Consider the following 19,599-nt stretch of genomic DNA (forward strand, 5'->3'; position numbering starts at 1 on the left):
GTTCTTCGCGTTCCCGGTCCACTCACCCGAAGCCGGAGGACTGGTGCGGCGGTCCCGCCCGGAGCGGCGGACGCACCCTAGCGAACACCGCGGGGCGGGAACGGCGGACCGGCAGCGGGTCCGGTCCGGCGGCCCCGACCACGCGCGCCGAGGGGCCACGACGCCGGACGGCCGCGCCGGTGCCCGAGGGCTCCGGCGCGGCCGTCCGCATGGCTGTCGCGGTGGTCGGCGCGCGGTCTATCCGGCCGGTCGGGCCTCGACCTCGTCGAGCCAGGCCCGCACCGCGTCGTTGTGCTCGCCCAGGGCGGGCGGCGGCAGGTGGCCCGTCCCGGGGGGCTGCGGCGCCTCGTCGGCCGCGGGGTCGAAGCGCAGCGCGGACCCGGGCAGCTCGATCGGGCCGAGCACCGGGTGCTCCACCTCCAGCAGCAGCCCCTGGGAGCGCGTCTGCTCCCACTCGTAGACCTGGTCGATGGTGCGCACCGCGCCGCAGGGCACCCCCACCTCGCCGATCCGGCGCAGCCACTCGTCGCGCGTGCCCTGGCCCAATACCGCCTCCACCTCGGCGATCAGCTCCTCCCGGTGCTCCACCCGGGAGGCGTTGTCGGCGAACCTGGGGTCGCGGGGGTCCAGGCCGAGCAGTCCGGCGAAGCGCTCCCACTGCGCCTCGCCGCCCACCGCCACCTGGAGCATGCCGTCCATGCAGGCGAAGGCGCCGTAGGGGGCGATGGAGGGGTGCTGGTTGCCTAGAGCGGTGGGCACCTCGCGCCCGACCGTCCACCGGGTTCCCTGGAAGGCGTGCACGCCCACGATCGAGGACAGCAGCGAGGTGCGCACCACCCGGCCGCGCCCGGTGCGCTCGCGCTCCAGGAGCGCGGCGAGCACCCCCTGGGCGCCGTTCATCCCCGCGAGCAGGTCACCGATGGCCACGCCCGTCTTGGTCGGTTCCTTGGGCGAGGGGCCGGTCAGGCTCATCAGACCGGCCTCGCCCTGGGCGATCTGGTCGTAGCCCGCCCGTCCGCCCTCGGGCCCGTCGTGCCCGAACCCGCTGATGGAGCAGACCACCAGGCGGGGGTTGAGCTCCTCCAGGCGGCTGGCGGGGAACCCGAGCCGGTCCAGGACGCCGGGGCGGAAGTTCTCCACCAGGACGTCGGCGGCGCGCACGAGCCGGGTCAGCTGCTCCGCGCCGTCCTCGGACTTCAGGTCCAGCTCGATGGACTCCTTGTTGCGGTTGCAGGACAGGAAGTAGGTGCTGATGCGCTCCTCCTCCGGCCCGACGAACGGCGGGCCCCACCCGCGCGTCTCGTCCCCCCTGCCGGGCTGCTCGACCTTGATCACCCGCGCGCCGAGGTCTCCCAGCAGCATGGCCGCGTGCGGTCCGGCCAGCGCCCGCGACAGGTCGATGACCACGATCCCCTTGAGCGGCCCTTGCGAGCGGTCCACGTTCCCTACCTCCTGGTGATTGGTACTGATCCGGTGTTCGTGTCCTGGGCGGCGCGCGCTCAGCCCGCGGCGCACAGGCGGCGGTAGCGCGCGGCGCGTCCGGCGGGCGGTTCGGCGCCCCCGTGCGGCTGCACCGCGGCGAGTTCACGGGCGATCGCCTCCCCCATGCGCGCGCAGAACGCGCCGTCCTCGTCGGCCGCGTCGCCGAATTCGGGGACCACCCGGTCCACGAGTCCGCGGGCGCGCAGGTCGGCGGAGCCGATGCCCTGGGCCCGGGCCAGTTCCCCGGCGCGGTCGGGGGTGCGGTGGACGATCGCGCTGGCCCCCTCGGGCGGCAGCGGGGCGAGCCAGGCGTGCTCGGCGCACAGGACGCGGTCGGCGGGCAGGAGCGCGATCGCGCCCCCGCCGGTGCCCTGTCCCAGCAGGACCGAGACGGTGGGGGCGGCCAGGGAGGTCATCTCGGCCAGGCAGCGGGCGATCTGACCGGCCGTCCCCCGCTCCTCGGCTTCGGCGGAGAGCGCGGCGCCGGGGGTGTCGATGACGGTGACCAGGGGCAGCCGCAGTTCGGCGGCCAGGCGCATGCCCCGGCGGGCCTCGCGCAGCGCGTCCGGGCCCATGGGCTGTTCGGCGCTCTGGCGGGAGCGGTCCTGACCGACCAGGACGCAGGGCCTGCCGCCGAACCGGGCCAGCGCGGTGACCAGGGCGGGGGAGGACTCTCCCTCGCCGCTGCCGCGCAGGCGCACAACGTGGCTGGCCGCGTGCCGCAGGAGTTCGCGCACGCCGGGGCGCTCCTTGCGGCGGGATCGGGTCACCGAGTCCCAGACGGGGGCGGGCGAGCGGGGTTCTGCGGGCGGTGACGGGGGCGCGGCGGCGGCCGGGCGGTCGAGCAGGACGTCGAGGGCGAGCCCGGCGGCGTCCCTGAGCTGGTCGGGGGGCAGGACGGCGTCGACGAGGCCGTGCCGCTGGAGGTTCTCCGCCCGCTGGACGCCCTCGGGGAACGGCTCGCCGTGCAGCGCCTCGTAGACGCGGGGGCCCAGGAAGCCGACGAGCGCCCCGGGTTCGGCGGCGGTGAGGTGGCCGAGCGATCCCCACGAGGCCAGGACGCCTCCGGTGGTGGGGTGGCGCAGGTAGACGAGGTAGGGCAGCCCGGCGGCCTTGTGCGCGGTGACGGCGGCGGTGATCGCCGCCATGGCCACGAAGGCGTGGGTGCCCTCCTGCATGCGGGTGCCGCCGGAGGCCGGTGCGGCCAGCAGGGGGAGCCGCTCGGCGGTGGCGCGTTCGACGGCGGCGACGATGCGCCCGGCGGCGGCGAGCCCCACGGACCCGGCGAGGAAGCCGAACTCGCTGGCCACGACGGCGACGCGGCGGCCGTGCAGCCGCCCCTCCCCCGTCAGGACCGCCTCGTCGCATCCGGTGGCGGCCCGCGCCCGGGTGAGCGCGTCGGCGTAGGCGGGGTCGGGGCCCACGTCCAGGGGCGCCTCGTCCCAGGAGACGTGGGATCCCGCGTCGAGCGTGCGGTCCAAAAGCTCCCGGGCGGTGTCGCGGGTCTCCACAGCAACCTCCAAATGGTTCAGTGGCTAGGCCACTAGGCCTCACGTCAGGGTGGCACGAAACCACACGTTTTGTGAAGCCCCCGTCGCACCCGATCGCGGGGCGTCCGATGCGCCGGTCCCGGGGGCCCGCCGACCGGATGCTCTAGCCTGGAAGTCCCTCACCACAGTCAGATCCGAGGATCAGGAGCCAGCGAGCGTGCCTACCAAGCCCCGACCCCGGCCCCCGGCGCGCCCGCGCCTGTACGAGCAGCTCGTGGAGCGCCTCGTGGAACACATGCGGGACGCCGGTCTGGGCGTGGGCGACCGCCTGCCGCCCGAGCGCGAGCTGGCCGTCGCGCTGGAGGTGAGCCGGGCCTCGGTGAGCCAGGCACTGGTGGCGCTGGAGGTCCAGGGGGTCATCGAGGTGCGGCACGGGGACGGCGCGATCATCCGCCAGACCGTCTCCGAGCAGGGGGTTCTCGCCCTCCTGCGCGACCGGGCCAACCGGCGCGCGGAGATCATCGAGGCCCGTCAGGCGCTGGAGGTCAAGCTGACGGAGCTGGCCGCCGTGCGCCGCACGCCCGAGGACCTGGTCGCGATCGACGCCGCCCTGGAGCTGATGCGCCAGGAGGTGGCCAACGGCGACCGCGGCGTCACCGGTGACGAGCGCTTCCACGCGGCGATCACCACGGCCGCGCGATCGCGCCTGCTGGCGCGGATGATGAACGAGATCGCCCCGATGATCCGGGAGACCCGCCTGGAGTCGCTGTCGCAGCCGGACCGGCCCCGGGCCTCGCTCGACGGGCACGAGCGCATCGCCTCGGCCATCCGCTCGGGCGACCCCAAGGCGGCCGCCGACGCGATGCGCGACCACCTCCTGCTGGTCTCGGCCGTCAACGGGGACGCCCCGGTCGCCCCCTGAACCGGCTCAGTGGCTCACAGGCCTGGCCTTCAAACCGGCTGGGCCCCGCCGCCCCGGCCACGGGGCGGCGGGGCGGGCGCGGAGGGGTCCGGAAAACGAACCGGACCCTCCGCGTTCCCGGGGCCGCCGGACGGCCCCGACTGCCCTTGAAAGGCACTGCCGTCACAGCAGTCCCGGCACCACCAGCACACCCCAGGCGACCAGCGGGCCCACCACGACCACGATGCCGCTGTAGACCAGCATCTGGCGGTAGAAGCGGGACGGGTCCACCCCGGTCGCGTTGGCCAGCACCAGGGCGCCGTTGGTGGAGAAGGGGCTGACGTCGACGATGGTGGAGGAGATCGCCAGGGCCACGATCACGCCGGTCGCGCTGATGTCGCCCATGAGCAGGAACGGGATGGCCAGCGGGATGGTCGCGCCCAGGATCGCGGTCGAGGAGGCGAAGGCCGACACCACGGCGCCGATGTAGCACAGCAGCAGCGCCACGAGGAGCGGGGCGCCCAGGCTGGCCGCCCCGTCGCCGACGTACTCGATGGTCCCCGCGCTCTCCATGACGCCGACGAAGGTCAGCATGCCGGTGATCAGCAGGACCGTGGACCAGCTGATCTGGGAGAGCACGTCCTTCTGCGACTGCGGCGCGATCAGTGCCAGCACCACGCTGACGGTCAGGGCGACGAAGCCGACGTCCAGGCCCACGCCCAGGGCGAGGACGCCCAGCGCGACGATGCCCACCAGGGTGGCGATCTGCTCGAACCGGACCGGGGCGCCCTCGGAGGCGGTACCGCCGCTCCCGGCCGCCGCGCCGTCGGCCGCTCCGCTCGCGGCGGGGGCGTCGGCGGGACCTCCGGTGGCCAGTGCGACCGATCCCGAGTCCGAGCCGCCGGAGGTGCGGGCGGCCTCGGTGACGGCCTCGGCCTCGTGCGAGCGGACGCCGAAGAGGCGGTTGCCGCCCAGCGCGACAAACAGGATCAACGCGATGCCCAGGTTGAAGAACAGGCTGCCGAGGAACAGCGTGATGGGGGAGACCGAGAGCCCGCTGTCGGCGACGATGCCGTTGACCGTCACGCCGTAGACGCTGACCGGGGAGAACCCGCCCCCCTGGGCGCCGTGGACCACCATCATGCCCATCAGCAGCGGGTTGATCCGGTACCGGGCGGCGAAGCTCAGCGCGATCGGCGCGACGATCGCCACGGCCGCCGGGCCGAGCGCGCCCACACCCGTCAGCACGGCGGAGATGCCGAACATGATCCACGGGATCGCGGCCACCCGGCCGCCGACCATGCGGGTGGCGCCGCGTACGAGCAGGTCGATCGTCCCGTTGTTCTTCGCAATGGCGAAGAGGTAGGTGACGCCCACCAGGGTGAGGAACAGATCGGCGGGGAACCCGCCGAGGACCGCGTCGGCGTCCATCCCGAGGACCAGGAGCCCGACCATGAAGGCCGCGACGAAGGCCAGCGCGCCGATGTTGATCGGCAGGACGGTGGCGATGACGAACATCGCCAAAAGGACGAGGATGGTGAGAAGCTGAGGGGTCATGACATACCGATCAGAGGGACAGTTGGGGCTGTGATCTGGGCCATAAGGCTAGTGGCCTAGCCAATAGGCCTTTGTGACTTCTGTCAAGTCCTCCGACCACGGGATCCCCGGTCCCGGCGCCTGGAGCCCTCCGCTCAGGTCGGCACGTTCCACGAGATGAGCGCGGGACGGCCGTGCTCGCGGCCCAGCGTGCTCACCGTGGCCGTCTCCAGCCGGAACAGCGCCCCCTCGGCGGGCGGCAGGCCCAGCCAGCGCGCGGTGAGCACCCGCAGGACGTGGCTGTGCGCCACCAGCACCACGTCGGCCCCTCCCCCTCCGTCGAGCAGGGGCGTCAGCCGCCCCAGGACCCGGTCGACGCGCTCCCCGACCTGTTCCACACTCTCCCCCGGATGCTCCGGGCCGCCCGGCACGATCCCGTCGTGCCACAGGTACCAGCCGGGACGCCCGACCTGGATGTCGGCGGTGGTGATCCCCTCGTAGCCGCCGTAGTCCCACTCGGTCAGGTCGGGATCGGTCTCGCTCACGCGCAACCCGGCCAGTTCGGCGGTGCGCGCGGCCCGCCGCAGCGGGCTGGTCACCACCCGTCCCACCTCGCGCGCGGCCAGCAGTGGGCGCAGCGCCCGCGCCTGCCGCTCCCCCTCCTCGGTCAGGGGGATGTCGGTGAGTCCGGTGTGGCGCCGCGTACGGCTCCACTCGGTCTGTCCGTGCCTGATCAGCACCATGTCGCCCATGGCCCTCTTCCTGCCCCGGGAAGGGGCGGGAAACCCCTCCGCCCCGGCCGGGGCCGGTCCGCCCGCGGCCTCCCGACCAGGCGGAGCACGGGGGAGCGCGGCGGACGGCCACCTTTGACAGCCCCACCCGTTTCGAGCACGATGTCCGGATGAGGAAGCCCCCCAGGACGGTCGCCGCCGTCAGCGCCGCCGTGGGCGCGGCGCTCGCCGTCGCGGGCGGCTACCTGGTGTACGACGCCCGCCCGCGCGAGGATCCGGCCGAGGCGCTGCTGCGGGCGGCGGCCGCGGTCGAGGCGAGCCCCGGTCTGGTCGTGCGGATCACCCGGACCCCCGCCGGGGGCGGCGACGAGGGGGCCGACGCGGACGCCGTCCACCAGGTGTGGCCCGAGGGCGCGACCCGCTTCACCGTGCGCTACACGGCGGTCAGCGGCGCCCTGAGCATCGAGCCGGAGGACGCGGACCTGGGGTACGGCCTCATCGTCAACGGCGACGGCCCCTTCCTCCACGTCGAACCGGGCGGCTCCGCGGCCGTCGAGGAACTCCTCACCGACGCCGGGCCCCGGGAGCGGGCCGCCCTGTTCCCGGCCGAGGACTACGGACCCCGGCTGCTCTCCGGTCTGCTGACCTCCCTGGCCGCGGACCCGGACCTGACGCGGGCCCCTTCCGGGAGCGCTCCCAGAACGGACGCGGACGCCGGCCCGGTCCTGGAGGGCGACCTGGCCGCCTGGGACTTGGACCTGGGCCGCGTCCTGCCCCGGGAGGGCACCGGCCGCGTGGAGCTGACCGGGGACGGCCTGCCCGCCCGCGTGGAGTTCACCGTGCCCGGGGCCCGCCTGGAGCTGGAACCGACCCTGCTGGACCGGCCCGCCGATCTGCCCGTTCCCCGGACCGCCGCTTCCGGGCGGAGCGCGGACGGCACGGGCCCGTGGTGGCCCGACCGCACCGAACAGCTGGTCACGCCCGTCTGCGGCCGGGTGGGCGAGGAGGGGGGCCAGTGGTGGGTGGTCACCGTGTCCTGGACCATGCCGTGCGCGCGGGCCGTGCCCGTGGCCTCGACGCTGCTGACGGCGCGCCCCCGGCTCACCCCCGGAACCGAGGAGTTCTTCTCCGCGCCGGTCGGCGTCGGCGGCATGGCCTGCCGGTGGGCGACCGTCGGCGGCGCCTCCTGGCGCCCGCACGGCTGCACCGGGCCGGGGTCGGCCGCCTTCGAACTGCGCTCCTGGTGAGCCCGGGGGCGCGAATCCGCCGGACACCGGACACGGGGGAGCTTTCGTCGCTACGCTCCTGACCATGACGCAGCACACCGCCACCAGCGACGTGCGGGATCCCCTTCCCGACGGGATCCCCCAGCCCCGTTTCCACCGGCCCAACGAGGACCTGGCCGCGGCCATGGAGTGCGCGCGCTGCAAGGAGCAGGGCATCAGCGTGCCGCCGGGGGGCGCGCCCGAGCGGCTGACCAACTCCGAGGCCAAGAAGGCCAAGAAGGCGAGGAAGCGCGCCCTGGAGGAGGCCAGGCGCAGGCCCCAGGAGAAGATCCCGGCCGACCGCAGGCGCGTGCCGAGGATGGGCCCCCACCACGCGGAGTTCTTCCGCGAGCTGTGGGAGCGCGTGGCCTCCGAGGGCGCTGGCTCCTCCCCCGACAGTCGCCTGCTCGCCCTCACCTTCACCCTGCGGGGCGCGCTGAAGGGCTGGGCGAACTTCACCGCCCAGGACCTGCGCATCCTGCGCCTGGAGGACCCCCACGCCGCCCTGAGCGACCTGACCTCCCCGGGGTGGCTGGGCACGACGCCGGAGACGGTGATCGAGTCCGACGCCGCGAACCCGGCCCGGTGCGACCTGCCGAGCCTGGACGGCAACACCTGGAAGCTGGGCAACGGCGTCCGGTCGCGTGCCTCGGGCTGGCTCTCGCGCACCCTCGCCCACAAGAAGATGCGCAAGAAGCCCAACCGGCTCCGCCTCGTGGGGGCCTACCTCGCGCTGTGGGCCGAGCCCGACGGCCGCATCCGCGTCCCGGCCTCGGACATCGTCACCTCCTGCGCCCTGTCCGGCACCGACGAGCTGGCGGAGCTGCTGGCGTGGCTGACCGAGATCTCCTGGGTCGAGGGCCTGGGCGTGGACGGCGGTGCCGTGGTGGCCCGCCTCACCGAGGTCACCCTGCCGCTGGCCTACGTGCCCCTCCCCGAGCCGACGCCGCCGGACACCGCACCGGCGACCACGCCGCTGGAGGTGCCCGTGGCCGACCGCGCCCGGGAGCTGGTCTCGGGCCGCGGGGAGCGGGTGGCCCGCTGGGTGGACGGCTACCGGGAGGAGCACGGGCACGGTCCCAGCTGGTCGGCGGTGGCCGGGGCCTTCGGGTGGCCGCCGCGCCAGGCGCCCGACCACGACGTCACCCACGAGGTGTTCCGTCTGCTGGCCGAGGACGGCTGGCTGACCGGTTTCGGCGTGCCCTTCGGGCTGCGCTCGGGGCCGGGCGGCCAGGCGGAGGGCTGATCCGGCGCGCGGGCGGGGCGCAGCGCCCCGCCCGGCCCCGCCGCTAACCCGCGGCGTCGGACAGCATGGCGGGGCAGTCCCCGCCGGGCTCGGTGAGCAGTTCGAAGTGCCACATCTCATTGGCGTAGACCTGGCACAGCCCGTAGGCCGAGCCGCGGCGGACGACCCAGTCGGCGGCGTCGGTGGGGCCGATGTCGATCGCCTCCCCGGTCACGTGCCTGGACTCCTCCGGGGTGCTGACCAGCCTCCTGGCCTCCTCGCGCGAACCGTAGTTGAGGACGGCCTGGTCGAGCAGGTGCCGCTGGTACTCCCCGCTGCGCCAGCCCGACGTGACGTGGAGGACGATCCCGTCCTCCAGGGCGTCGCGGGACGCCTCCTGCACGGCCTCCAGCAGCGCGCCGTCCAGGCGGGCGATCGAGGGGTGGTGCGTGTCGAAGGCGGTGACCGACAGGTCGTCCGGAAGGGCGCCGTCCTCAGCGGTGAAGGGCCTCTCCTCCCGTTCCGGCACCAGCGCGTTCACCGACCAGGCCGCCAGCGCGAGGGCCGCCGCGGCGCCCAGGGCCGCGGCCAGCCGGTACCGGGGCCGCCGCCCGCGGCCGAGCGGGCGGCGGGGACGCCCGTCCGCGTCTTCGGCGGGGAAGCTCTCCAGCGCCTCCCGCTTCGTCACTGCGCTCATCCTTCACCTTCCGGGCATCGCCTGCGCGATGTGTGGGGTCCTTGTTCCCCCCGAGTGAAGTACGAGCGGTGTTGCACGGATGTGTCGTTTCCCGGCACGGCCGCGGCGGGCCTTCGGGAGGAGGCCGCCGGGGCCGTGCCGGGACCGCTCAGGCGTCGGCGTCCTCCAGCAGGGTTCCGGCCGAGGAGAGCGGGGCGAACCGGCTGGGGGTGATGCCCAGCAGTTGCGCGGCCAGCTCCTCGTTGCCGGAGAACCCGGCGTCGGCGTCGACGGTCTGGGATCCGTCCCAGAGCATGAGCATCGCCGAGACGGTGTGCGCCCCCTTGTCGTGGTGCATGTCGTAGTGGGCGGCCATGGGCACGCTGTCGTAGTGCACCCACAGGTCGTGCCCGGTCATGAACATGTCCAGGTCGAAGGTGACCGTCAGCCCCATGAGCTCGGGCTTGTAGCGGTCGTCGATCCCGGCGAAGGCCTCGTCCAGGGCCACCATCCGGGGGCAGGTGGGCGCGGCCGAGGTGTACAGGGCGTTGGCGGCGGCGAACAGCGGCAGGTGGATCGCGGCGGACTTCTCGCCGCCCGACATCTGCTCGTGCTTGTTCCTGGTGAGCTTGACCTCCTCCTGGCCCGGCACGGCCAGGCGCAGCTCGAAGCGGTACCAGGTGCGGTAGTCCAGCACCGCCGACAGGACCTGCTTGTAGGTGGCGCGCGGGTGGGCGGCGTGGTGCTCGCGGATCATCTCCCGCAGGACCTCGCGCAGCCGGGTCAGCCCCGAGGCACCCAGCTCGTCGGTGTCGCGCCGGACCAGGCGGGCGGCGGCGGCCTGGTGCTCGGTGACGCGGTCCGAGCGGCTCCAGCGGATGCCGATCCGGGTGCCCGAGGACATGGGCCGCGAACGGGTGTCTCCGTCCATCCTGACGACCAGGTCGCGTGCCACCCGCACCCGCTCGTGGATCTGCTGGGCGATGCCGGTGAGCAGTTCGTCCTCCAGCACCCCGCGCTCCTCCTCCCGCAGGAGCGCGCCCTGCTCCCCGACGCGTTCGGCGATGACGCGGGCGAAGGCGGAGACGGGGTTGCGGCCGGTCTCGTCGTTGACGAACACGGTGATGACGCCGCTGGCCCCGAGTTCGTGGTCGACCCGGTAGCCCTCGGCGTCGCCGCCCAGGGTGTCCTGGAAGACGCGCAGGGCGTTGGAGATGCGCGTGGAGACGGTCTTGAGGTCGCCGTCGGTGACCGCGGCCCCGGAGCCGACGGCGGCGGTGAACGCGTCGAGCAGCTGCCCGGCGCGGCCGGGCAGGACCGCGCGCACGGCGGCCTCCGGGTCGGCCGGGGCCGCGGCCAGGACCTGCTCGGCGGCCTCCTCGGGGGCGGGCCAGGAGCGACGGTCCGGCCAGGCGTGCGCGGTGCCCACGCCCAGGGTGGCGCGCAGGTCGGGGTGGGTGAGGGCGGCGAAGGCGTCGGCCTGCTCGAACAGGGCGGCGAGGGAGTCGGTGAGGGCCCGCTGCCCGCCCTCCAGCTTCTCGTCGGCCCGGATCATGGCCTCGTTGGCGGCCGCGGCCTCCTTCTGGGCGGCCTGGTGCTCCTCACGCGCCCGGTGCAGCTCCTCCTTGACCTGTTCGAGCTCGGCCATGAGCTCGCGGACCGGGGCGTCGATGCCCTCCTGCTTGGCGGCCAGCTCGGCCGCGGCGCGCTCGTGCTCGCGGGTGCGCTCCTCGTGGCGCTCCCGGTCCTCCTCCAGCCGTGCGCGCAGGCGGTCCAGGGTCTCCTTCCGGCCGTCCAGGTCGGCGGTGTGCCGGTCGACCTCGGCGCGGGCGGAGTGCAGTCGGCGCGCGGTCTCCAGAAAGTCGTCCACAGCGCGGGCGACGGCGTCCACCGCCTCGGGCTGGGCGGGCATGGCGCGTTCGGCGGCCACCGCGCGCACCTGGTGGCGGTGGGCGTCGGCCTCGGCGACCGCGGCGTCCAGATCGCGGCGGCGCTCCTCGGTCTCGGCCCGCGCCGAGGCCAGGAGGGTGGACTGCTGCTCGACCCGGCGCACGGCCCGGTCGATCGCGGCGGTCTCGGGCAGGGCGGTGCGGGCCCGGGTGAAGGCCTTGAGGAGTTCGCCCGCACGGTCGAGCTGTTCGGCGACCCGCGCGCGCCGCTCGTCGAGTTCGGCGATGCGCGCGTCGCACTCGGCCAGGCGTTCGCGGCGGCGGTGGGCGCGGTTGGTGGCGCCGATGAACTCGGGGGCGGCCTTGGGGCTGACGCCCACCAGCATCCCCTGGGCGAACCGTGCGCCGGTGCTGACGGTGTGCGCCGCCGCTCCCCCGGCACCCGCGGCGTCGGCGGCACCCCCGGCACCGGCCGCCCCGGGAACCTGGACGGCGTCCGCGAGGCCGGTCGGGGCATCGCCGTCGCGGACCAGGCGCACCGACGCCAGGACGCGGGCGATGACGTGCTCGGGGACAAGGTCCTGCTGCTCGGGCACCAGCACGTCGGCCAGGGTGGGACCCTGGGGCGCGGCCGTACCCCCGGCGGGCAGCAGGTAGGCGTCGGCCCCGCCCGAGGCGAGCGCGGCGCGGGTGGCGTCGGCGTCGGGGTGCACCCAGGCGGTGAGCAGGCCCGCACCGTACAGGGCGCCCTCGACGGCGGCGGCCTCGTCCTCGCCCACCGCGTCGGCGAAGCGGACCAGCTGCCACAGCGGGGCGCCGGGGCGCCCCTCGCGGGAGGCGGTGCGCAGCGCGTCGGCGGGCGGGGCGTCGTCGCGTTCGGCGGCGATGTCCGCGCGCTCGCGGGTGAGGCGGTCGATCTCGGCGCCGAGCCGGTCCCGGTCGGTCTCCAGGGTGCGCGTGTGCGCGGCGGCGTCCAGGCGCTGCTGGTCGGTGTGCTCGCCGTAGACCTCCGACACCGTGGGGGTGCCGGGGCGGCCGACGCCCTCCAGTGCCCCGGTCAGGGCCGCGACGCAGGCGTCGTCGGTGACCGGCGCGGCGCCCTCGACCCAGTGCGCCGCCCAGGCGGTGAGGGCGTCGGCGGCACTGGCGCGGGCGGCGGCCAGGTCGTCGGCGGCGCGGGCGCACTCCGCCTCGCCGCGGCCGAGCCTGTCCTCGGCCTGGGCGGCGGCCCGTTCGGCGGCGCCGCGCGCGGTCTCGGCGCGGGCGAGTTCGGCGAGGCGCTCGCGGACCGCGGCCACGTCGGCGCGGCGGGCGGTCGCGCGCGCCCGCGCGGTGGCGGACAGGTCGTCGCCGGTGTCGGCGGGGCCCTCCCCGTCGTGGTCGAGCCCGGCCTGGGCGGCGTTCTCGGCCAGCTCCGCGGCCAGTTCGGCGGCGCGCGCCCGCCCGTGTCCGAGGTCGGCGGCGACCCGGTCGGCCTCGCGGTGGAGGGCGGTGACCTCCCCGGCCTGGTCGTCCAGTCTGGCCCGCTGTTCGGCCAGGGCGCGGGCGTTCTCGGCGCTGTGCGCGCGTTCGATCTCCAGGGCGGCGTGGCTGCGGAAGGCCTCGTTCGCCTCCAGTCCGCCCCTGCGCGCGGCGAGCCGGCGGATTCGGGCGTCGTGCTCCTCGGCCCGGTCGGTGGCGGCCGCGTGCGTGAGCGTGGCGCGCTCGCGGGTGTCGCGGGCCTCGGCGATGGCGCGGGCCTGCTCGGCGGTCTGGCCGGTGGCGGTGTGCACGCGGGCCAGGCGGTGGCGGGCGTGGGCGGTGAGGTAGGCGGCGTACTCCCCGACGAAGGCCGTGGTCGCGGTGTGCGCTGTGGTGGCCTGGTCGAAGCGGCGCTGGACGGCGGCCAAGTTGGTGAAGTCGCGGGCGGCCTGGTCGACGAGTTCCTCGTCCAGGGGGCTCAGGCCGCTGGTGAGGGTCTCGGAGACCTTCTCGGGGTCCAGGTCCTTGGCCAGCAGGGGGCGGCGCAGTGCCAGGAGCAGGTCGAGCAGCTGGACGTAGCGCTCGCCCAGGCCGAACAGGCGCGCGTCCACGGCGCGGCGGTAGTCGGCCGCGGTGGAGCGGAAGGCGTCCTCGCCGAGCACCCCCTTGAGCTGGCGCTCGGTGAGCGGACGGCCGTCGGTGGCGAGCAGGCCGAAGTCCACGCCCAGGCGCTGGTCGGTGACGAAGAAGGAGGGGGTCACGCCGTCGCGGTGGCGGTGCGCGCGCAGGCCGATGACCAGGGTGACCGTCTCGGTCCCCTCCCCCTCCGCGCCGGTGCGGGCGAACTCCGTCCACACGTACCCGTACTCGGAGTCCTGGCCGCGGTAGAGCAGGTTGGACTTCATGGTGCGGTTCTGGCCGCTGAAGGGGTCCAGGCGGCGGGCGTCGGTGTACCCGTCCAGGATGAACGGGAAGAGGACCTCAAGCGCCTTGGTCTTGCCCGAGCCGTTGTGTCCGCGCAGGACGAGGCGCCCGTCGGCGAACACGAACTCCTCGTCGACGTAGTCCCAGACGTTGATCACGCCGGCGCGGCTGGGCCGGAATCGGTCGCTCCTGGGGGACATTACTTTCCTTCCGCGAAGGTGGAGGCGGCTGCGGGGGCCGTGTCGGGCGAGGGGTTGGAAGAGGGGTCTGAGGAGGCGTCCGCGGTGCCCTCGGTGTCGGCTGCCCCGGTGGGGCCCCGCTCCCCCGGCGGGGGTTCGGTCAGCCCCAGGGGCAGCTGTCCCCCGTCGGCGCGCTCGGGCAGCGCGCCCTGGATGTTGCGGTAGCGGGAGGCGGCGGGGAGCACCAGGGCGCCGCCGGGGACCGGCCGGATGAGGGAGAGTTCGGCGAGCAGGGTCAGGGCGGCGTCCAGCAGGCCGTAGGGGTCCTGCTGCCAGGCTCCGCCGAAGGAGGCGGCGCCGAACTCCGCGTAGAGCTCGTGGATCATGGTCTCCCAGCGTCCGCGTTCGACCAGGGGGACCTCCAGCAGCGCCGCGGCCTCCTCCCGCTCCCCGGCGGGCTCCAGCGTCCAGGCCAGGTCGGCCACGACGCCGTCGCGGGGCAGACCGGCGTCCACGAGCCGGACGAGTTCGGCCTGGTCGTCGGCGTGCGGGGGCACCTGGAGCCGGACCAGCGCGGCCAGGGAGGTCTCCAGCAGGTCGGCCACCTTGGCCAGCAGCAGCCCGGCGGTGCGGTTGACCGCCCCGCCCCGGCCCGGGAAGGGCCGGTCGGTGAAGGTGCCCGCCGGGTCGGCCAGCAGGACGCCCTCGGCGCGGCGCTCCACGCTCAGCCCGGTGGCGCGGGCCAGGTCCTCGGCCACGCCCCGGCCGCGCAGGACCGCGGCCACGGCCGGTTCGACGTCGGCGTAGTACACGACCGGCCGCTCCACCAGGAGCCGCCGCGCCCGCCGGGCCGCCTGCTCGCGCGGCGAGGCCTCGGTGAGCGGGTCGGCGAGCAGCCCGGCGACGCTGCCCAGGTGCTGGACCGGGCGCGCCGGGCGGAACAGCAGCTCGCACACCTCGTGGTCGATGTCGAACAGGGCGTCTCCCTGCTCGCCGCCCGCCGCCCACGCCTCCAGGGACCCGTCGGACAGGTGGAGCGCACCGCGGTCCACCAGCCAGTGGGCGACGTCGACCAGCGCGGCCTTGTGGGCGCCGTCGGTGGGGTCGTAGCCCAGTCCGGCGACGGCGTTGGCCGCGGGGGTGAACCGGGCGACCAGGTCGGCGAGGCTGATCTCGATCTGGGAGCGCTGGAAGGCGGCCAGCACCAGGCACAGGTAGGCGAGTCTGCGCCGGTCGAAGGGTTTGCCCCGGCGCGAGAAGGTCTGGCGCTGGGTGGGGTCCAGGGCGTCGAGTTCGCGGACCAGGCGCACGTGGTCGGTGGTGGCGACCAGGGTGTAGCCGAAGAGCCGCTCCAGGTCGGAGGCGAGTTCGTCGGCCCAGCGCAGCACCTGGTCCAGGACTCCCGGACGCGGGCGCGCGGCGGTGATGAGGTCGCAGGTCAGGACGCGGCGCATGGCCTGCTGGTAGGAGCCCAGGTCGGCGGGTGCGACCGTGCGGGCGAAGAGTCGGGGCATCAGGTGTTCTTCGTTCGGGGCCGGTGGCCGGTGGCCTCCAGGCGCAGGCCCGGCAGGTGGATGCGGCCCTGGCTGGTGTGGACGGTGCTGCCCGCCGGGTCGGGGACCAGGCGGACCATGGTGCCGTCGCCCTCGCCGCTGGCCGAGGACAGGCGTCCGGCGACGACGCTGCGCGACTCCAGGGCGCGGGTGACCAGGCGCAGCAGGACGCGGGTGTCGGTCTCGTCCAGGACCCGGCCGTGGGCGCCCAGGTCGACCAGGCGGGCCGCGGCCTCGCGTTCGGCGGCCCGGCCGGCGGCCTGCTGTCCACGCAGGCGCGCCTGGGCGCCGGGGTTGCGCCGCACCGGCTTGGGCACACCCGCGTTGGGGGCGTTGCCGCTGCGGAACAGGGTGACCGACACCTCCACACCGGGGGCGTCCCACCAGGTCGTGTTGGGCGGGATCTGTTCCTCGTCGTCGTGGGCCGCGCCCAGGTGGCGGGCGGAGCGGACGTTGAAGGCGGCGCCCATCAGGGCGTGCGCGGCGCCGTCGTCGGGGGTGTGGAACACCCACTCGGCGAGGTGGCGCAGCTGGGTGGAGCGGTTGACCCCGCCGCGCTGGGCCTCGGTGATCTGGCGCAGCAGGGCGATGACGCCCGAGACGGCCGACCGGGTGGCCGCGTGGAGTTCGGCGGCCCGCGCGGGGATGGCGTCGTCGGAGGCGAACCAGGCGCGCAGGGCCCGCCAGCGGCGCCGCCAGTCGGCCAGGCGCTCGTCGCGCTCCATGAACAGGCGCTCGTCGGAGTCGGCGGCGCGGGAGAGCAGCGTGGCCAGCCCGGTCTCCTCCACCTCGCGCACGGCGCGGTCCAGGCGGGGCAGGTAGCGGTCGAGTTCGGCCATGAAGTCGCTCATGTGCACCAGCAGGGCGTTCTTGTGGCGCAGGAAGATGTCCGGGGAGGTGTCGGTGGAGCGCAGGATCTCACCGAGGGTGACGTGGAACTGGGCGGAGCGGCGCCCCATGTCCTCCATGACCGCGTCCAGGCGCGCGAGCCTGCGGTAGACCTGTTCGGCCCGGCCGGTGCGGTTGGCCTCGGCCAGGGCGCGCAGGTCGTCCAGGACCTCGGAGAAGACCAGCCGTGACAGGTTGACGTCCTCGATGCGGGCGCCGAGCAGGTTCTCGACCGACTGGTAGGCGCGGTAGCCGAGCTCGCTGAACTGGTAGACCGACTGGCGGTTGCGGTAGCGGGCCAGGTTACCCGCCCTTGAGGCGTCGTCGAAGCGGTGCACGACGCGGTCGGCGTGCAGCTCGTCCAAGCGGTCGCGCAGGCTCCGGTCGGGCACGGGCACCCCGTCGTGGGACCGGGCGAGCTCGCGCAGGGCCTCGGCGACGTCGTCGGGGGCCACCTGGACCTGGTGGACCTCGCGCAGGCGGTCCATGGCCCGCAGGATCCACAGGTAGGTGACGTGGTCGTCGCGACGGGTGAAGTTGAACAGACGGAACCGGTCGCTGACCGCGAGCGAGTCCATGTCGAGGGCTCTGCGTTCGACCACGGGCCGCCCCTTCGGTTGGTGTGCGCGTCGGCGGGGCGGACCTCGGACCGGTCGCGCCTCCATCACTAACGCTAGGTGACCGAAGGGACGGTACACCCGTTTTCCACAGGCCCGGTTCGGGAGGAGGTCCGGCGCCCCGGCCAAAGCCGCGTCCGGCGCCCGGACCGCCTCGCGTCACCGGAGCACCGGACCGGCCCCGACCGCTGGGCCCCGCGCCCCGCTCCGCCGTGGCCGGACCGGCGGGCGTGTGTGCCGGGTCAGGACACCGTCTCGGCCTCCTCGGCCTCCCGTTCGGTGTCGGCGGCCCCGCGCGACCTGCGGCGGAGCACGAACAGGCCCGTGGCGAGGCTGGCCGCCAGGACCACGGCCATGATCGCCAGGAAGCCCACCGCTCCCACCTGCGGGCTGATGATCAGCGGGATGGCGGCCGCGGTGACCAGGCCGCCCCCGAAGAACGGTTCGAAGATCAGCTGCTTGTAGCCGAACGCGGGGTAGGCGGGCGACTTCATCTCCGGGTCGACGACGCGCATCAGCACCAGGCCCGTGGCGGTGACACCGAGGGACTGGCCGAACTCGCCGATGCCCCGTTCGAACCAGTGGCCGGGCATCATCCGCGGCGCCAGGAACAGGAAGCCGCACAGCGACCACAGGATGCCCGCCACGGCGAGGATGGTGAAGGCGGCGAGGTTGTCGGCGATGGCCTGGAGCGAGAGGGTGGCCATCGCCGCGATGATGAGCACGTCCAGCGACAGGCCCTGGATCCGCTCGACGGTCCCGTGGTCCACCACCTCGTCGCGGTCGAAGCGGTCGATGAGCACCTGGAGGACGATGCCGCCGATCATGGCCAGCGGGAACAGCGGCACGTAGGCCATGATCTCGATGGTGTCGGACCACAGCATCCGCTCCAGCCACTGCAACCCCATGAGGATGAGCTGACCGATCAGCACGGCGAGGGCGACCAGCCCGAAGTGGAGCGTCATCGGGTCCATGGACGAGGGGTGGACGGTCATGGTCGAGCCCGCCGAGCGCTTGCCGGGTTCGACCAGCCCGGCCTGCTCGGTGTCGCTGCCGCGCGCGTCGTCGCTGATCACGTTGGACTTGCCTCGGCGCACTCCCCAGTTGATGAGGACGATGCCGACGATGATCCCCGACAGCAGTCCGACGGTGGCCATGCCCAGGGCCAGGTCCTGCCCCGCGGCCCAGCCCGCCTGCTCGAAGGTGTCGCCCAGCCCCGCCGCGGTCCCGTGCCCGCCGAGGAAGCCGATCTCGATCAGGGCCCCGGAGACGACCGGCACGCCGAACAGGGGTGCGAGCACCAGCAGGGCGAGCACCAGGCCGATCACGTACTGGCCGCTGGCCATGGTGACGCCGAAGGCGAGGTTGGGGCCCGCCAGGGAGGCGGCCTCGCGGAAGCGCGGCAGGGGCTTGCCGAGGAAGAGGCTGGCGAAGACCACCGAGATCAGCAGGCCGGGCAGGGCCGACCAGACCGCCATCACGTCGGTGCCGAAGAGCCCGCCCTCGGCCGCGCGCTCGGCGAAGCCCCCACCGACGCCCCGGTCGGCCAGCCAGCCCATGAGGCGCCCGAACACGTCGGGGCCCAGGAGCAGGGCGACACCGCCGCCGATGATCGACGCGGGCAGGTAGAGCCTCTGCGTCAGCTTCCACCTGACCCGTACCAGCTTCGCTGTCAGCAGCAGCACTCCCAGCAGCAGGAGTGCGAGGCCGACGGTCTCAGGGCTCATCCTCTACCTCTCGTGTTTCGGTTCCGCGAGCGCGTGCGCACCCGGACACGAGCGGGTCGGGGGCGGCACGCCTCGGCTCGGCGCCGTGGCGGGGAGGTAGGGGGGAGGGCGCCACGGCTCGGGTGACCGTGTCGTCACGATCACCCGCGGCATCCTACACACGCTGTAGTGGTGTCGAACACGGACTCAACGTGACCGGAGCGGACGCGGTACACGGGTCCGCTCACACCGTGGGAGCCGCGGCGGCCGGGGCCGCCGACGCCCCCGCCCGCGGCAGGACCCGGACGCGGTTCACGGACGGCTCTGCGGCGGCCGGGGGACGGGGGTTCCGCCGTCGGGGTTCGGTCCGCTCTATCCGGGCCGGTCCGCCCGGCGGTCCGCCGCCGGGATGGGAAGTGTCACGCGGGGTCCGCGGGCGGCCTCGGGCCCCGTCCGCCGCCACCCTTCCATCTTTCCATTGACAAGTTTCGTCGGCGGGAGGAATATTGCCAATGGAAAGATCTCTGGACGGGAGAACGGACCGGGAGGAAGCACCATGGAACCGCTCATCGCCCTCGTCGGCGTCACGGCGCTGCTGCTCGTCCTCGGCGCGGCGGGCGTGCGTCCGCTGCGCTCCTGGCCGCTGGCCCTGCGGGGCGGGATCGCGGCCATGTTCACCCTGACCGGGGTGTCGCACTTCGTGGGCATGCGCGAGGACATGATCGCGATGGTCCCGCCCGCGCTGCCCGCCCCCGCCCTGCTGGTCACCGTCACGGGCGTCCTCGAACTGGCCGGGGCGGCGGGGGTCCTGTGGGCGCGCACCTCGCCCTGGGCCGCGGCCGGGCTCAGCGCCCTGCTGGTGGTCGTGTTCCCGGCCAACGTGTACGCGATCACCGCCGGGACGGTCGCCGGAACGACCGAGAGCCTGCCGGTGCGCACCGCCGTGCAGGCGGTGTTCCTGGCCGCGACGCTCGCCGTGCTGGTCCACCACCTGCGCGCCCGGCGGCGCGCGGCGCCGGACGTCCCCGCGCGGGCGCCCCGCGCCGGGACCGCCGCGTGAGCCGCCCGGCGGCACG

Annotated in this window: 13 protein-coding genes; 4 read left to right on the forward strand and 9 right to left on the reverse strand. The window is 74.8% G+C overall.

Translation table 11 applies throughout. The annotated features are described in order from the left end of the window. Window positions 1-237: 237 nt before the first annotated feature. Together PV789_RS17420 and PV789_RS17425 are read right to left on the reverse strand one after the other, a co-directional pair. Complete coding sequence (locus tag PV789_RS17420; RefSeq protein WP_274973624.1) at window positions 238-1,440, reverse strand: CaiB/BaiF CoA transferase family protein; 1,203 nt, start codon at window positions 1,438-1,440, stop codon at window positions 238-240. 59 nt (window positions 1,441-1,499) lie between these two features. After that, entirely contained in the window at window positions 1,500-2,993 is a 1,494-nt protein-coding gene (locus PV789_RS17425; protein WP_274973625.1) for a carboxyl transferase domain-containing protein, read from the reverse strand. A 196-nt stretch (window positions 2,994-3,189) separates the two neighbouring features. On the opposite strand from PV789_RS17425, the gene PV789_RS17430 reads away from it, so the two are divergent. Continuing rightward, a complete protein-coding gene (locus PV789_RS17430; RefSeq protein ID WP_302475361.1) occupies window positions 3,190-3,894 on the forward strand; it encodes a FadR/GntR family transcriptional regulator in 705 nt (234 codons plus the stop codon). Between the two features lie 162 nt (window positions 3,895-4,056). On the opposite strand, the gene PV789_RS17435 is transcribed toward PV789_RS17430, so the two are convergent. Both PV789_RS17435 and PV789_RS17440 read right to left on the reverse strand, forming a co-directional pair. Further along, window positions 4,057-5,430, reverse strand: coding sequence for an SLC13 family permease (locus tag PV789_RS17435; RefSeq protein ID WP_274973626.1), 1,374 nt, complete (start codon window positions 5,428-5,430; stop codon window positions 4,057-4,059). A gap of 134 nt (window positions 5,431-5,564) precedes the next feature. Further along, window positions 5,565-6,161: a histidine phosphatase family protein gene (locus PV789_RS17440; protein ID WP_274973627.1), complete on the reverse strand. Its 597-nt coding sequence runs from the start codon at window positions 6,159-6,161 to the stop codon at window positions 5,565-5,567. Between the two features lie 149 nt (window positions 6,162-6,310). Between PV789_RS17440 and PV789_RS17445 the strand changes: the two genes are divergently transcribed. Then, entirely contained in the window at window positions 6,311-7,387 is a 1,077-nt protein-coding gene (locus PV789_RS17445) for a hypothetical protein (protein ID WP_274973628.1), read from the forward strand. Between the two features lie 64 nt (window positions 7,388-7,451). Beyond that, complete coding sequence (locus PV789_RS17450) at window positions 7,452-8,651, forward strand: hypothetical protein (protein ID WP_274973629.1); 1,200 nt, start codon at window positions 7,452-7,454, stop codon at window positions 8,649-8,651. A gap of 43 nt (window positions 8,652-8,694) precedes the next feature. Here PV789_RS17450 and PV789_RS17455 read toward each other — a convergent pair whose 3' ends face one another. From PV789_RS17455 to PV789_RS17475, 5 genes are all read right to left on the reverse strand, one after another. Continuing rightward, window positions 8,695-9,327 carry a M15 family metallopeptidase gene (locus PV789_RS17455; RefSeq protein WP_274973630.1) on the reverse strand — a complete coding sequence of 211 codons (633 nt, stop codon included), beginning with the start codon at window positions 9,325-9,327 and terminating at the stop codon, window positions 8,695-8,697. A gap of 148 nt (window positions 9,328-9,475) precedes the next feature. After that, a complete protein-coding gene (locus PV789_RS17460) occupies window positions 9,476-13,780 on the reverse strand; it encodes an SbcC/MukB-like Walker B domain-containing protein (protein ID WP_274973631.1) in 4,305 nt (1,434 codons plus the stop codon). Further along, window positions 13,780-15,273, reverse strand: coding sequence for a DUF2398 family protein (locus tag PV789_RS17465; RefSeq protein WP_274973632.1), 1,494 nt, complete (start codon window positions 15,271-15,273; stop codon window positions 13,780-13,782). Before PV789_RS17465 ends, PV789_RS17460 begins: the two co-directional genes overlap by 1 nt. Beyond that, window positions 15,273-16,802, reverse strand: coding sequence for a TIGR02677 family protein (locus tag PV789_RS17470; protein ID WP_248770922.1), 1,530 nt, complete (start codon window positions 16,800-16,802; stop codon window positions 15,273-15,275). The genes PV789_RS17465 and PV789_RS17470 overlap by 1 nt, the downstream gene beginning before the upstream one ends. 257 nt (window positions 16,803-17,059) lie before the next feature. Next, window positions 17,060-18,544, reverse strand: coding sequence for a sodium/glutamate symporter (locus tag PV789_RS17475; protein ID WP_274973633.1), 1,485 nt, complete (start codon window positions 18,542-18,544; stop codon window positions 17,060-17,062). Between the two features lie 535 nt (window positions 18,545-19,079). On the opposite strand from PV789_RS17475, the gene PV789_RS17480 reads away from it, so the two are divergent. Further along, window positions 19,080-19,583, forward strand: coding sequence for a DoxX family protein (locus PV789_RS17480; protein WP_274973634.1), 504 nt, complete (start codon window positions 19,080-19,082; stop codon window positions 19,581-19,583). Window positions 19,584-19,599 lie beyond the last annotated feature (16 nt).

This window comes from Nocardiopsis camelliae (genome assembly GCF_028993595.1).
Lineage (GTDB): Bacteria > Actinomycetota > Actinomycetes > Streptosporangiales > Streptosporangiaceae > Nocardiopsis > Nocardiopsis dassonvillei.